This is a genomic window from Polluticoccus soli (genome assembly GCF_029269745.1).
GTDB lineage: Bacteria > Bacteroidota > Bacteroidia > Chitinophagales > Chitinophagaceae > Polluticoccus > Polluticoccus soli.
In genome coordinates this window covers 784,906-799,795 of sequence record NZ_JARJHT010000001.1, presented here as the reverse complement: position 1 = coordinate 799,795, position 14,890 = coordinate 784,906, and the positions used below count along the sequence as shown (strand labels likewise).

Annotated in this window: 11 protein-coding genes; all 11 read left to right on the top strand. The window is 45.0% G+C overall.

Annotated features, from left to right (window positions below):
• The first annotated feature begins 38 nt into the window (after positions 1–38).
• The 11 genes from P2W83_RS03645 to P2W83_RS03595 are packed head-to-tail and all read left to right on the top strand — an operon-like array spanning position 39 to position 14,577.
• Positions 39–770: a hypothetical protein gene (locus P2W83_RS03645; protein WP_276132334.1), complete on the top strand. Its 732-nt coding sequence runs from the start codon at positions 39–41 to the stop codon at positions 768–770.
• Positions 771–782: 12 nt separating this feature from the next.
• Positions 783–2,840: a phage tail sheath family protein gene (locus P2W83_RS03640; protein ID WP_276132333.1), complete on the top strand. Its 2,058-nt coding sequence runs from the start codon at positions 783–785 to the stop codon at positions 2,838–2,840.
• 42 nt (positions 2,841–2,882) lie between these two features.
• Positions 2,883–3,317 (top strand): phage tail protein, encoded by a 435-nt coding sequence (locus P2W83_RS03635; protein WP_276132332.1) that lies wholly within the window; start codon positions 2,883–2,885, stop codon positions 3,315–3,317.
• A 6-nt stretch (positions 3,318–3,323) separates the two neighbouring features.
• Positions 3,324–3,791: a phage tail protein gene (locus P2W83_RS03630; protein WP_276132331.1), complete on the top strand. Its 468-nt coding sequence runs from the start codon at positions 3,324–3,326 to the stop codon at positions 3,789–3,791.
• 7 nt (positions 3,792–3,798) lie between these two features.
• On the top strand, positions 3,799–3,966 hold the full coding sequence (locus tag P2W83_RS03625) for a DUF5908 family protein (RefSeq protein WP_276132330.1): 168 nt from the start codon (positions 3,799–3,801) through the stop codon (positions 3,964–3,966).
• Positions 3,967–3,971: 5 nt separating this feature from the next.
• Complete coding sequence (locus tag P2W83_RS03620) at positions 3,972–4,673, top strand: CIS tube protein (RefSeq protein ID WP_276132329.1); 702 nt, start codon at positions 3,972–3,974, stop codon at positions 4,671–4,673.
• Positions 4,666–6,420, top strand: a complete 1,755-nt coding sequence (gene vgrG / locus P2W83_RS03615) for a type VI secretion system tip protein VgrG (protein WP_276132328.1) — start codon at positions 4,666–4,668, stop codon at positions 6,418–6,420. Before P2W83_RS03620 ends, vgrG begins: the two co-directional genes overlap by 8 nt.
• A 55-nt stretch (positions 6,421–6,475) precedes the next feature.
• Positions 6,476–6,889, top strand: a complete 414-nt coding sequence (locus P2W83_RS03610; protein WP_276132327.1) for a GPW/gp25 family protein — start codon at positions 6,476–6,478, stop codon at positions 6,887–6,889.
• Positions 6,886–9,876 carry a baseplate J/gp47 family protein gene (locus P2W83_RS03605; protein ID WP_276132326.1) on the top strand — a complete coding sequence of 997 codons (2,991 nt, stop codon included), beginning with the start codon at positions 6,886–6,888 and terminating at the stop codon, positions 9,874–9,876. Before P2W83_RS03610 ends, P2W83_RS03605 begins: the two co-directional genes overlap by 4 nt.
• The gene (locus tag P2W83_RS03600; RefSeq protein WP_276132325.1) at positions 9,870–12,473 is read left to right on the top strand and encodes a hypothetical protein; all 2,604 of its coding nucleotides are present in this window, start codon (positions 9,870–9,872) and stop codon (positions 12,471–12,473) included. Before P2W83_RS03605 ends, P2W83_RS03600 begins: the two co-directional genes overlap by 7 nt.
• 34 nt (positions 12,474–12,507) lie before the next feature.
• Positions 12,508–14,577: a hypothetical protein gene (locus P2W83_RS03595; RefSeq protein WP_276132324.1), complete on the top strand. Its 2,070-nt coding sequence runs from the start codon at positions 12,508–12,510 to the stop codon at positions 14,575–14,577.
• Positions 14,578–14,890 lie beyond the last annotated feature (313 nt).

Here is a 14,890-nt window from a genome sequence, read left to right as displayed (position 1 = left end):
AATAAGGGATTTTTTCACCAGTTAACAAGGATCAGCGCATGGCAGCTGTGTTCTATAAAATATTATTCACTGTGGAGTTGCAGCATGAGTCTGCACCCGGCACGCCCTGCACTTCGTTTGGCCTGGAGCCAACCTATATGTGCAGAAAGGTGCTGCGTAATCATCGTATGGAATACCGGAGCGAGCCCGGTAAACTAACCGTCTATTACTCCGGTGATATAGTGATAGAGAACGAAGATCCGCTGGAAACTAAACTAGTTCCCAATGTTGAATTACCTGACGATACTGAGTTTGTTTTCATAGTTACCTTGCTGGAGAGGGATATCATCAATAAGACTGTAATACCTGACGAATTTGATATAGCTGTTACTGATACGGAAATAGCGATACCGCAAAAGTTTATTGTCAATTCCATTCCGGCGCTGAAGTTTGATGGAACGGCTGATACCAGTCCAATCGAAACATTCAATGTTTTTAATAGTAACGACCAACTGATACTAAATAGTACCGTGCCCATTGATGACGATGGCGTCTACAACTGCACGGCTGACCTGAGAACAAGAGGACCAGGGATCTATTTCTTCGGTCTGGAGGGGGACGACAGCCTTACACGAGCATATTATGTAGACACCTTAGCCGAAACCAACGGCCACTATGGCATCCTGCGATTGGTAAAAGGCAATACATGGGTGTTGCCCGACGAACTGCAACCAGTGCCTGACATGCCCGACTATAATGTTTTCACTTACACCTTTATAAAAACACCATAAAAAATTCTAAACATGGCTACTTCTTACAAGACTCCGGGAGTTTACGTTGAGGAAATCGTGAAATTTCCACCTTCTGTCGCAGAAGTGGAGACTGCAATCCCTGCTTTAATCGGTTATACACGTTTCGCTAAAAGAGATGTAGCAGATGACCTGTTGCTTCTGCCTTATCGCATTACAAGCTTGCTGGAATATGAACAATATTTTGGTGAAGGACCGGAGTACACCTCGTTTACTCTTGCTGTTGACGACAACTTTGCCCCCATTGAAAAAGACACCACGGTAGGGGATAGCAAATTCTACCTGTACGACGCCGTGCGTGCATTTTATGATAACGGTGGCGGACCTTGTTACATTGTGTCTGTGGGAGATTATGGTGGCAATATAGAGGATACCGAAATAGGCGATGGAATAGATGCACTCAGCAAATTTGATGAGCCAACCCTTATTGCATTTCCCGATGCTGTGACGTTAGATGCAGACAAGCTTGGCTCACTGCAGCAAAAAGCACTGAAGCAATGCGGAGAGCTGGGTGATCGTTTTTGCGTATTTGATCTGAAAAGAATGGAGAATGGTATCGGAACTGAGAATTTGAGCAGTTCGATTGACTCGTTCCGTACCAATGTGGGTATGAACTACATTAAGTATGGTGCAGCTTACCATCCGTATATCAAAACTACATTTGATAAAACCTTCCGCTTTAAGGATATTAATAACAACATCGAACAGTCTGGTAGTCCAAAGAAGTTTAAAGATTTCTTTAAAGACACCGATCTCGATACCGACGGCGTGAAAATTAAAGACAAAATAGCCAATTATGAATCGTTGGTAGGTATTACCGGCACACCGGGTGATAACCAGAACCTGGGAACCGGCCTGGAGGCATTTTACCAGACTGTTGGCGGCGCAACCAATTCAACTACCGCATACAATTCGCTCGCTGCTGCGTATGCTGCAGACAGAGATAATATGACCAAATTGAAGGCTGTTTTTAATTATCTGTTTCATTATGCGCTGCAGGTTGATGGAATGATAATTGACAATAGTGACGCCATTGTTAAAACCGACGTTATTAAACATCCTGATTTTCTGACAAGTACAATGAACTTTGTGAAGATCAATGTAAAGCCAATATTACAAGACCTTATTAACCTGGATAGTGACGCTTTTTCGACTACCAAAATAGACGATCCTGCACCCGGCAGTTTGACCTTTGCAGGAGTTAGTGCGAAATTTAAATCTGTTAACGGTGGAAATATTCTAAAAGGTATGGCGGTATCTCCGGGTATAGAGCCAATTCCGGCAGGTGGCACAGAGGCCACACGCAGGGATGCTGCAGTGTTTGTTTTGAATTCCATTCACAATGAGCTCAAGGCTGCGGTGGCAACTATCCTGTCGCTTGGCGAAGGGTATGAGACCAGTCTGGAAAAAACAATGATCAACCTTGTGCCGGGCTACAAGAGCATACTGAAGGTGCTGAACTCTAAAGTGACCACCATGCCACCAAGTGGTGCCGTATTAGGCGTTATCGCCATGGTGGATCGCGATAGGGGTGTATGGAAAGCGCCTGCAAATGTCAGCCTGTCGTCAGTATCCGGTGTTGACACATTTATAGACGATAAGACACAAGAGGGCATGAACATAGATGCTAATGCGGGTAAGTCGATCAATGCCGTTCGCCCATTCTATGGCAAAGGTGTGTTGGTATGGGGGTCGAGGACACTTGCCGGCAACGACAACGAATGGCGTTATGTGCCTGTAAGGCGTCTTTTCAATTTTGTGGAAGAAAGTTGTAAGAAATCTACATCGTGGGCAGTGTTTGAACCAAATGACGCTAATACATGGCTGCGTATCAAAGCACAGATCGAAAATTTCTTAAACAATCTTTGGCGTCGCGGGGCCTTAGCTGGCGCAAAACCAGAACACGCGTACGTCGTGAATTGCGGCTTGGGCATTACCATGACAGCCCAGGACATTCTTAACGGGTATCTGAACGTAGAGATAGCTATGGCAGCAGTAAGACCTGCTGAATTTGTTGTGCTTAAGTTCTCTCACAAACTGCAGCAATCATAATCTTCTTAAAACAGCATTTTTCAACGAAATAACCAGATCATAATGGCAACACAATATCCACTACCCGCTTTTCACTTCCGCGTTGAATGGGGCGGTACTAATCTGGGCTTCACGGAAGTTTCGGGTCTGAACGTAGAAACCCAGGTGATCGAATACCGAGATGGCCTCAGTCCCGACTATTCTACTATCAAAATGCCGGGCATGCAGAAATACGGTAACATCACCATGAAACGTGGGGTAATTGCCGGCGACAACGAGATGTTCCAATGGTGGAACACAGTGCAGATGAACAAGATCGAGCGCAGAGATATTACCATATCACTCCTGAACGAAAAGCACGAACCTGTTGTAGTATGGAAAGTGCGTAACGCCTTCCCTGTAAAAGTTGATGGTGGTGCGTTGAAAGCCACAGGTAACGAGGTGTCGATCGAGACGCTTGAAGTAGCACACGAAGGTATCACCGTTTCTAAACCATAGTAACTGATGGCTGCGGAAGCAATATACCCCTCGCCGGGCTTTCACTTCAAAGTTGTATTTGAAGGGTTGGACGGTGAAGCAGAGATCGATACGCGATTCCAGGAGGTGGCTGGACTGAATGCCGAACTAACTGCTGAAGAATTGGTTGAAGGTGGGGAGAACAGGTTTGTGTATAAACTGCCTGTACGTGCAAAGTTTCCAAACCTGGTGTTGAAGCGCGGGATGCCGACAACGCAATCGTCACCATTGAACGACTGGGTGCGGAATGCTATGTACAATTTCGACTTCAAGCTTTGCGATGTGCAGGTGACGTTGCTGAACGAGAAGCATGAACCAGCGGCAGCCTGGAAATTCAATGGGGTGTACCCTGTAAAGTGGAATGTGTCGGACCTGAAGGCAACAGATAACTCATTTGTGATCGAAGTTTTGGAGTTGGCCTATCAACGCTCGGAGCGAATGGCTTCTTTAACCTGATCCAACTATGCCGATAGAAATAAGAGAACTCGTAATAAAAGCTACGATAGATGAAACCGCACCACAGCAATCTTCATCTTCTTCCGGCGGTGGCACAACAAAGGTTGACGATACCGCCGTTCAAAAGATCATAGACCAGGTACTGACTAAGATCAGGAATATCAACGAACGTTAATCCGAATGGCTGATTCATTAGAAAACGGACAACTGACAAAACTGAAGTTTACTGCTTACAAGGCAATAGACTTTTCGGAAAAGAACACCGAGGCCGGTGAATACGAGGTCATGTTCAATCCGGCCGCTATTTCCGTTAAGCTGCAGGTAGATAGGGAAGAATCGCAAGGGAATGGTTCGACCACCAGCGAAATGCGGTTCAAGAAGATAAAGCCGCAGGACTTTCAGTTTGAGTTTATCATTGATGGCACCGGTGCGGTCAGTGCAGACAAAAAGAATGTTCCAGAGGAAGTTGAGAAGTTTTTGAAAGTGGTATACACCTACAACGGAAGTACCCATGCTCCCAATTATATCATGGTGCGCTATGGGGCTGTATTGCTGAAAACGGTGATGAAGACGGTGGACGTGAACTACACACTGTTCAAAGCTGACGGAACGCCACTGCGTGCTAAAGTGACAATAGCATTGACCAGCTGCGTTGACCAGGAGCTGAGCGAAATGATCAATAGCAAGAGTTCTCCTGATCTTACACATAAAAGAACGGTGAAGCAGACTGAGAGACTGATTGGTATGTCGTACTCTATTTACAATACTAACCTATACTATATAGATGTGGCAAAAGTAAACGGGCTCAATAGTTTCCGGCGCGTAACTACCGGAACGGACGTATACTTTCCGCCTTTAGAAAAAACAACCAAGAATGCCTGAGGATAACAACCGATTAGTGCCAACACCTGCCAATAGCGATCTGCCAACAGCTACCATATTGCTGAATGGCGAAGCTATTCCGTCTACTTACCAGGTCATGGCTGTAACGGTTTCTAAGGGCGTGAATCGTATTAGCGAGGCGGAGATCATTTTCCTTGATGGGGACGTATCGGCTGAGACATTTCCTCTAAGCGACAAACCTGATTTTATTCCGGGCGCGGTTTTAGAGATCCATGCTGGTTATCACCAGCAGGAAGAAACGATCTTTAAAGGCACTATTGTTAAGCATGCAATTAAAGTGATTGAAAACGATACACCGGTCTTGATCATTACGCTGAAACATGATTGCTTTAAAATGGCGTTGACCAGGAATAGCAGGTTGTTCCCGGATAGTACAGATAGCGATGCCATTTCTACTATTCTCGACGAGTACAGTCAAAAGAAGGAAGTTGAAGATACGACAGTGACGCATGAACACCTCGTGCAATACAATTCGACCGACTGGGATTTTGCCGTTATGCGTGCAGAAATGAATGGGCTGGTGGTCATTAATGAAAATGAAAAGCTAACTGTAAAGAAACCCGATCTAAGCGGTGATGCAACGCTCGAGTTGCATTATGGAAGCTCAATACTCGAAGTGGAGGCGGAACTGGATGCACGAACAAGCTTTAAAGAATGGAAGGTGAAAACGTGGAATCCTGCAGACCAGGAGTTGGCGGAGGAAGAAGGGACTAGTTCGCTGGCTGAAGATGGAAATCTTTCCGTGTCAGATGTAAGTGGTGCTATCGGGGATCCCGAACTAAAAATAAATATTCCGAATCAGTTGGAAAGTGCTGAGGCGAAAGCCATAGCCGATGCCAAAGCTGCAAGGACGAAGCTTTCAAAGATAAAAGGTCGTGCGCGGTGTATTGGGTTTGCCGCCATACAACCCGGTGATATTATTGGATTGAATGGGATAGGTGAGCGTTTTAATGGCAAGGCATTTGTTTCTGGCGTGCGGCATTTTATCACACATGGCAAGTGGGAGACAGACATACAGTTTGGAATGAGTTTCACTACCCACGCCGAACGATTCAATGACGTTGCCGATAGACCAGCAGGCGGATTGCTACCTGCAGTGAACGGATTGCAAATAGGCATCGTTGCGCAACTGAAGGATGATCCTAAAGGCGAGGACCGCATATTGCTTAAGATTCCCGGGGTGTCTGAAACTGACGAAGCGGTTTGGGCTCGTGTAGCCTCTCTTGACGCTGGAAAGGAACGCGGCAGTTTCTTTCGTCCCGAGATAGGTGATGAGGTGGTAGTTGGCTTTTTAAATGACGATCCGCGTAATGCTATAGTGCTTGGAATGTTGAACAGCAGCAAGCTGCCTGCACCGCTTCCGGGTAGCGATGATAACCACCAGAAGGGGTTTGTGACCAGGGAGAAGATGAAGCTGCTCTTCGACGATGAAAAGAAGAGTATTACAATAGAAACACCCGCGGGCAATAAAATAATCATCAGCGACGATGAAAAAGGCATAAAGCTGGAAGATGAGAATGGAAATAAGATGCAGATGAATACCGATGGAATAATAATGGAAAGTGCGAAAGATGTGCAGATAAAAGCAACGGCTGATATCAAGATAGAAGGAGTGAATGTAGAAATAAAGGCCAGTGCTAACCTGAAAGGTGAGGGTTCTGCAGGTGCGGCTTTCAAATCGAGCGCAATAACAGAGATAAAAGGCTCAATGGTAAATATTAATTAATCACACACACTGCTGTTTTGCAGAGAGGAGCAGGCAGCAACTATAAGAGGATACAATGGAAGAGACTAGATCATTTTTGGGCAGTGGCTGGAGTTTTCCGCCGCAGTTCTCGAAGCCTACCCGCAGTGCTTTGATGATAAGCGACGAGACAGATATAAAAAACAGCATGGAGATATTGCTATCTACACGGGTAGGAGAGCGTATACTTCAGCCCAAATATGGCTGTAACCTTGATGAGATATTATTTGAACCGCTGACGGTTTCGCTACAGACGTATATCAAAGACCTTGTATTTACTTCTATCTATTATTTCGAGCCACGAATAAAGCCTGAGAATGTAACACTGATTCCTTCTGCAGAGGAGGGATTGGTCATTGTGTCTGTTGAATATTTAATACGAGCCACAAACACGCGCCACAACCTGGTGTATCCTTTTTACCTAAATGAAGGCACGAATATCAAAAAATGAGTGAATCGTGTAACATACCGCACCCTCTTCAGCGTGAAGGCACTTACCAGTTTGAACGGTATCCCCAGGCGTTGCGTCCCGACTATGTAAAGTTGGATGAACGTTCAATAGAGGACCTGTTGAAACAAGCGGCACGGTTTGCTGAATCCGTGGTTTATTATAATGATCAGAACCACCAGGATGGCGACTGGACCGCTTTTTTTGAAGAAGTTTATGACTATCAATCGAAGCAACTGAAATTCAGTTCGCTCGAAGATCTGGAGGATAAAGCGTCTACTAGTCCGCATATCGCCTTGTTCCTCACCTTCCTGAAGTTGTATGGGTATTCGCAGGAGCATTTGAATAGCCTTACTAAGAAACAGCTGGATTTTTATTATAAGGATGTTTTGCGTTTGAAACCACTAGCTGAAGAACCTGATAAAGTGGCTGTGCTTTTCGAGCCGGAGAAAAATACAACACAGGCGTTAGTGCCGAGTGGAACTGTGCTACTTGCCGGCAAAGACGATACAGGTAAGCCTGTTTATTTTAAAACGAATGATGACTTGATCGTCAATAAGGCTAAGGTTGCAGAAGTAAAGACCGTTTTTGCGAAGAAAGATAGCGGTAAAGTACTTGGCCTGTTTAAAGCAGATAATGCGCTGACTGAAAATATCGTTGATCCTGCTGGCACGATCAAAAGCTGGCGTGCCTTTGGTTCTGAAGATAATATTGAGGCGCAACTGGGTTTTGCCTTTTCATCGCCGATGCTAAATCTTCCTGAAGGCAAGAGGCGTGTGACACTTCAGTTGCAAGGCATCAATAATCTCGACAGAAGTGCGTTGATCGCAGAGTATTCCTCAACAAAAGGATGGCAAAGAGCGGAGGTTGATACCATGCCTGGTTTGGACAACGTGAGCGGCGATAGCCTTCCGTATTTGTTGGTAAAGATAGATCCGGGCGATCCGGCGGTTATCCCTTACAATGAAGCGGTCCACAAGGCCGGCTTCAGTACCAATCATCCTGTTATCAGGATCAGTCTGGATAATAGTGACCAAACTGCGTTTGGCGATGCTTATTCCATATTGAAGAATGTACCAGTCTCGTCGATAAAGCTCACAGTGAATGTAACTGGTTTAAGAAGTCTGATCATTCAGAATGATGGAGGTGTACTTGATCCCGCAAAGCCATTTTTCCCTTTCGGAGCACAACCAGTGAAATACAAGTCAACTTTGTATGTTGGTGCTTATGAGGCGTTCAATAAATACTTGAAGTCGTTCCACCTGTCGATGAACTGGAAGGGCATACCCGGTAATATGAAGAAACACTATGCCGAGTATACTGACGCGGGAACTGAATTTCTGGATCAGTGGCGTACACCGACACACAAAATGAAGGTGTTTCAGCAGGGACATCCTCCCGGCAAGCTATCGATATTGGATGACGGTGGTTGGAAATATCTGGAAGTGAATGATGGAGCACAATACCTTGACAGTTCTAAAAATTCAACCACAAATACATTCAAGCCAAAGAACAACACATTAAAAAGCGGCTACGAATACGGCCAGCCGAAAAACTATGCGGTAAATAGTCGCTGGGGTTTTATTAAGATAGAATTAGGTTATGATTTCGGACATGTATACTATCCGAAGATTTTGACCAATGCAGCCATAGCAAAAGCAACAGATGCGGCAACACCACTCCCCAATACACCGTATACGCCCGAGTTCAATTCGTTGCATCTCGACTACGTCGCCCAGGCAACGATCGACCTGGATGAGCATTCAATGTATCATCTTCATCCTTTTGGTGTCGAGCAGTTAGAGGGAACTGGTAATTCGCTTATCCCCGAATATAATGACGAAGGGAACTTGCTAGTAGGACTGAGCGGTGTGGACTCATCCCAGGTTGTGAGTATTTTCTTTCAGCTGCATGATGATACCGGCGACCTGGACAAAGAGATAAATGAGGATAACAGGATAAGCTGGAGCTACCTTTCGGGTAATAACTGGGAGTCTTTTGGTACAGAGCAAATTATAAAGAATACCACACTCAATTTTTCCGACACGGGTTTTATCAAATTCAATATTCCTGCTGCTGCCGTGTCTACGCATAGTATTTTGACCGACGGCCTGGTATGGATCAAAGGCTCTGTTCCACAGGATAGCTCCGCATATCCTTTTGTCATAGGTATCGAAACGCAGGCCATAGAAGCTGTATACGATAAACGGATAAACGATCTAGGAAGATTAAACAAGGCGCTACCAGCAAGTTCAATAACCAAACTCGAGAATCGGATCCCTGGTGTCAAAAAAGTTACTCAGCCATATGCATCGTATGGTGGCAGGCCGGAAGAGCAGGATGAAAGCTATTACACGCGCGTAAGCGAAAGGTTGAGGCATAAAGGACGCGCATGGAGCATCTGGGATTATGAACGGTTGGTGTTGGAGCGCTTCCCGTCTATTTTCAAAGTGAAGTGCATTTCACATAGCAACCTGCAATCGGAGTATGTGACAGGCAATGTAACAATTGTATTGCTGCCAAATCCAGCCAATGTCAACTTCCAGGACGCGCTGCAACCACGCGTCAGTAAGTCGGTTATAGAATCGGTGAAAGAATATATTGCCGGTCTCACATCTGCATTTGCGCATCTAGATGTTGTCAATCCCCAGTATGAACCATTGAAAGTGGTCTGTGACGTGAAGATAAGACCTGAGTATGGCGACGAAGCATTTTACAGCAACCAGTTAAAGAAAGAGCTGGCGGCGTTCATAGCACCCTGGAGCGTGGACAGTAAGCAGCAGGTATCGTTTGAAGGAAAGATCTATCAGTCGCAGCTGATCAACTTTATTGAAGAAAGACCATACATAGACTATGTTACCAATTTTGAAGTGATCAGAACGAATAGCAATACGAAATGTGAAGAACTTATAGTAGCGGATAAGGAGAGTAACGTCATCACATCCGTGGCATTTGAGAACCATATAGTGAATACAAACGCAGCATGTTAGCAACTGAAACCCCTAAAATACCTGCGGTACCTACACGTCTTCCTGCTGAAGATTATGATCTGTTGCGTAAGACGGGTATTGAATATTTGCAAAAATTGTCGGGTAAGATATGGACCGACTACAACGTTCACGACCCCGGTGTAACGATTCTGGAGCTTTTGTGTTATGCGCTGACTGACCTTGGTTACCGAACATCGTTCGATATAAATGACCTACTTACAGATGCAGGCAAAACGGCACCAGCAAAGACGCGTTCCTTTTTCAGTGCAAAAAAGATATTGACATCTCATCCTGTGTGTATTGCAGATTACAGAAAGATGCTGATAGACCAGGTGCCCGGGCTTCGAAATGTATGGATACTCACCAATGATAATGAAGAGGCCCGTCCACCCATATATTATGATCTGAAGAAAGCAGAGCTCAGCGCCACTCAACCGCTTAATGCATTTGAGAAGCTAAAACTCAAAGGGCTGTACACTGTGAAGTTGGAAATGGAGGAATACGAGATTGTATGGTCGTACCACAGAAATTTTCTGGAAACGCTTGAGAAATACCGGTCAGCAGGCAATGCCAACACAGGTAATATAAAGAAGGAGGAGTTTGAGGAATGTTGTATAAACTACGTATGCGCGCTGTTGCGCGATTGGCGAAACCTGTGCGAAGACGTGGATCGGATTTCTGCGATAAAGGAGGAGCGGGTCGGTATATGTGCCGATATCGAGCTGAAACCTGATGCCGATGCAAAGAAAGTGTGGTTCCAGGTATATAATGATCTGTACAACTATATAAGCCCCGGTATCAACCTTTATACTTTTGAAGATCTGCTGAATAAAGGCAAGCGCATTGATGAAATATTTCTTGGCTCAATAGCAAAGCGTGGTTTTATAGATTATGACGAGCTTGCGAAGTTTAACCACCGTGATGTTATTTATACTTCTGACCTCGTGAATATCATTATGGATATCGAGGGCGTGCAGTCGGTAAAGGATATTCATCTAAGTAGCTACAAAAAGGTAGGTGGAAGTTTTGTCAACATTGAGAATGCTAAAAAGCATTGCCTTCATCTTTCCGATCCATTGGAGCATACCTTCAGGCTCGCGCTTGACTTTAATGAGGTAGACCCGAAGAAGCGTTTCAACAGGTTCAACTTCAACAAAGGACTGATCTATTTTGACCCGCCATATGATGCTAACCTGAAGATAAAGGATGTGATCAAGCACCGGCATTTTCCAGGAGATTTTCAAAGCGATCTTCCGTGGCCGACAGGTACACACCGCGATACCGCAAGGTTCTATTCGATACAGAACGAATTTCCGAAGAACTATATGCTTGGTCAGGAAGGCGTGCCCGATAGTGCCTCTACCTTGCGCCAGGCGCAGCGGATGCAGCTAAAAGCATACCTGGTGTTTTTTGAGCAACTGCTGGCTGACTATCTTGCACAGCTATCCAACTTCAAAACCAATTTGTCGTGGAATGAGGCTGCGAATAAACAGACCTACTACTACCAGGACCTGAGAACAATCCAGACGGCCGACGGTTCTGACGAGATAAACGACATTCAAAAGCTTATTGAGAATTACGAGCCGGAAGGGAAAGATTATTCTGAACTGCTGGAGGATAACAAGAGTACCCAGGCAAGGCGGAATAAGTTCCTTGATCATCTGCTTGCTCGATTCAACGAAAAATTCATTGACTACAGCCTGTTCCGCTTCGAACAGAAAGGCGACGATTTTTACCAGAACTATTCAGGTGCGGAGTTGATAGATAAGAAGATCGGTTTCCTCACTCAGTATCCCAAGATAAGCGCTGGACGTTCCCACGCACTAAACTATTCGAAGGATGTAAAAGCTTCTGGTAATATTAGCGGTCTGGAGTATAGGGTATCCCGTATGCTTGGGGTTACGGGCAGTTCATTCAAAAAACTGGTAAACATAAAACTTGAGAGCGGTACGAATGCAGAGATCTGGAATGATGGTAAATACCGCATAATTGACAACCGTGCTGGTTCATTCGAATCAGTGTTTGGATTGCATGTGATCGAACATATACTGTTGCGCCCTTTGCATACACCACTTGCCGGCGATCCTCCGTTTCAGCCGTTGAATTTATGTCGCGGGGGCAAGCATGGAGCGGACTGTGAGATCAAGGATACTTATTCGATGAAAATATCGGTCGTATTACCTGGCTGGCTGAAGATATCGGAAGACATGTATTTCAGGCAGTTTATAGAGCAATGCATCCGCATGGAAGCGTCCGCTCATATCGGCATCAAGATATGCTGGCTTAATCCGGCACAGATGTACGAATTGGAGAAAGCGTACGTAGCATTTATGAACGCGCTACGTGATTTCAGGAAGTGCAACCAACCCAACGGTCTCGATCCCAATCCCGATAAGAGGAAATTATACATTATAGCGCTCGACAAACTGGGCGAGGTGATGTCTGAGCTGAAGAATACTTATCCGCCTTCTGTGCTTATGTCGTGCGACAAAGGCGATGAGATCGCCTCAGGTGAAATGATAGACAGGCCGGTGATCTTGAATCATAGTGCGCTACCAGGTGTGAATAATGACAACTATGTTTTTGTAAAAAGCTGATAAAAATTTTTGAAAGCGTTGTAAAACTTATCATATGGAATCCAGGAATACACAGTACCCCGTATACGTTCCAGATCAGTTTCTGACCAATGAGAACCTGAACGAAACTACCGGATATGTCGAGATAGAAGAGCGGGCGACCCGGTCTTATCTCTTAGGCAACGGGGTTATGAAAGGACTGAATATCACCAAAACAAACCTTAGTGGTACCAATGTTCTGAGTTATGAGGTAATGCCCGGTTATGGTGTTACTCCAGATGGATACTTGCTGGAGACTGCCAATGCGCTGGCAGCTAACCCTGCCGCTTTGGTTCTGGGTTTTGCAACTGATGAGGGTAGCTACAAGTTTATCAAAAGTGCTTCGCGCAAGATATTTGTCAACAACGACGAGAATCTTTCAGAATTTATGAACGGTGCCGTGCCCAAACCAGGCGTGACCGTAACAGAAGTAAAATGCGTGGAGATATTTACAGCTGCTCCCGATCCGCAGGTGGATAAACGTACGATATCCCCAAATATTCAAACCGCCGCGGCTAAGATCGCTGGCTTTAACCTAAATAACTGTGTTCTTGCTTTTGTTGCGGATATCGACGATGTGCAGTACGACAACTGCTCGCAGGGCGACTGTAACGACAAGGGTACTGACCGCATCATCAAGGGACGTTATGTCATTATTCCTGTCAGTTCATTGCAGATAACAACAAACAACGCAAGCCTTCTTACCATCAATTATCTGCTGATGTCCCGCCTGCCGAAGATATCTGCCGTGACCAATCCCGGAGAGTATCTGACTAATGTGACGAACACATTCAACACCAATAAGAGTGCCATTGTCGCTAAACTCGGTGTTATCGCTACAAATGCAAATAGTTTGATACCGCGACTGGGGATGGATCTCGCAATTGCGAAGCTCAATACGTTCAATCCGGCATCACAGACAAATTTTGTGTCGTACTACCTTGGATTCATATACGATATGCAGCAAGCCATCAATGAATACCTGGCTGTTTATAATGATTTCGCAACTAAGTATCCCATCATAAACGGCGACAGGATCGACAGACTTATTATTCTCGGCGGTCTCGGCGTTTCAGGGGCCGGCACAGATCCGTACAGGTATTACTATAGGTCGGTCGCACAAGCGGATGCGTACAAGTATCAGTTCGAAAAACTGCAGCGCCTTTATCGACGCATTATGGCACTCATCAACCAGTTCTTCAATGTAGCCTCTGCATTAGTAACTAAGATCGGCGCAACATCAGCCGCTGTGAAGATCATTCCTTCGGCAGAATTTTCGATGCCTTTGGGAGACAAGGCTATACCATACTATTACAATGTAGATGGGGTAAATGACCTGTTGAAATACTGGCGTGCACATGCGCCGGAGAGTCAAATTGATCACATCAATAACTACTTTCTTGCACCGCAGGTTCCATTTGCCACACAGAACATAAACGATAAGAACTTCTTCCGGATAGAAGGGCACCTCGGCCTTGGCTTCAGCGATGCACTAAGCAAAGTTTCATCGTTGATATCCACGCATGATCTCCCCGTTAAGGTCATAGCTGTCAATCTCAAGAAGCCAACCAGTCCACCGATAAAGGGACTATGGGATAATTTCCGGGACAAGTACAAAAAATTCACTGATGATCTTTTGACGGCGAAGATCAACTACAAAACCCATGTGCCCGTTGTCAATTACCTGTGGCAGGATTTTAACCAATGGTCCTATCGCGATACTGCCTCAATTCAAAAGGTGTTGAATGATGTATCTGCTGTAATGAAGCCGGTAGAGAGCTATAAAAAAGCTGGCACACAGCAGGAAAAAGATAAAATTGCCACGAATTGGGTATTCTCAAAATTGGCGAAGGATCAACAAACAACTATAGGAAATTCAATTGCAATTGCAGACCTGCTAAAAGCACGTCAGGATCTTGAAGTTGCGATCAAAACAACTCCTCCATCTGATGTGGTTACAATCGCTGATTTCTTTGGTCTCGAGTACCTTGGCGGTGTGTATAAAGGCGGGACATTCATATTGTTGCACGATGGCGCGAAAGTAGTTGGAGATTGTTCCTTGCCTTATTTCGTTAACGAAAAATAACTTGCTGTTTTTTGTACAGCTTCGTAACTTTATTAGTAGAAAAAGAAGTTCTTCATTTACGATATTATAAAGACACTTTTATTGGTAGTTGTTTTTCTGTTGTAGTTTTTCCGAGGGCCGAAAGGCTTTAGGGTATTGGTTTAGGTATGGTGGAATAAGCAGGCTATCGAATGGGGGTAAAGCTAGATACTGCGGCATTAAGTTCGAGGTATAGTTGGAGTATGACTCTTTTCTCGCAAGAGAGCAAACTTTAGCATTAGCTAAAAAAAACGGGGTAGCACACTGGCTTCTGGGATACGTTCTAGCAAGTTGG

What these genes read in the sequence shown, in the direction of transcription:
- P2W83_RS03645 (WP_276132334.1), top strand. Translation starts at nt 39, where the DNA reads ATGGCAGCTGTGTTCTATAAAATATTATTCACTGTGGAGTTGCAGCAT.
- P2W83_RS03640 (WP_276132333.1), top strand. Translation starts at nt 783, where the DNA reads ATGGCTACTTCTTACAAGACTCCGGGAGTTTACGTTGAGGAAATCGTG.
- P2W83_RS03635 (WP_276132332.1), top strand. Translation starts at nt 2,883, where the DNA reads ATGGCAACACAATATCCACTACCCGCTTTTCACTTCCGCGTTGAATGG.
- P2W83_RS03630 (WP_276132331.1), top strand. Translation starts at nt 3,324, where the DNA reads ATGGCTGCGGAAGCAATATACCCCTCGCCGGGCTTTCACTTCAAAGTT.
- P2W83_RS03625 (WP_276132330.1), top strand. Translation starts at nt 3,799, where the DNA reads ATGCCGATAGAAATAAGAGAACTCGTAATAAAAGCTACGATAGATGAA.
- P2W83_RS03620 (WP_276132329.1), top strand. Translation starts at nt 3,972, where the DNA reads ATGGCTGATTCATTAGAAAACGGACAACTGACAAAACTGAAGTTTACT.
- vgrG (WP_276132328.1), top strand. Translation starts at nt 4,666, where the DNA reads ATGCCTGAGGATAACAACCGATTAGTGCCAACACCTGCCAATAGCGAT.
- P2W83_RS03610 (WP_276132327.1), top strand. Translation starts at nt 6,476, where the DNA reads ATGGAAGAGACTAGATCATTTTTGGGCAGTGGCTGGAGTTTTCCGCCG.
- P2W83_RS03605 (WP_276132326.1), top strand. Translation starts at nt 6,886, where the DNA reads ATGAGTGAATCGTGTAACATACCGCACCCTCTTCAGCGTGAAGGCACT.
- P2W83_RS03600 (WP_276132325.1), top strand. Translation starts at nt 9,870, where the DNA reads ATGTTAGCAACTGAAACCCCTAAAATACCTGCGGTACCTACACGTCTT.
- P2W83_RS03595 (WP_276132324.1), top strand. Translation starts at nt 12,508, where the DNA reads ATGGAATCCAGGAATACACAGTACCCCGTATACGTTCCAGATCAGTTT.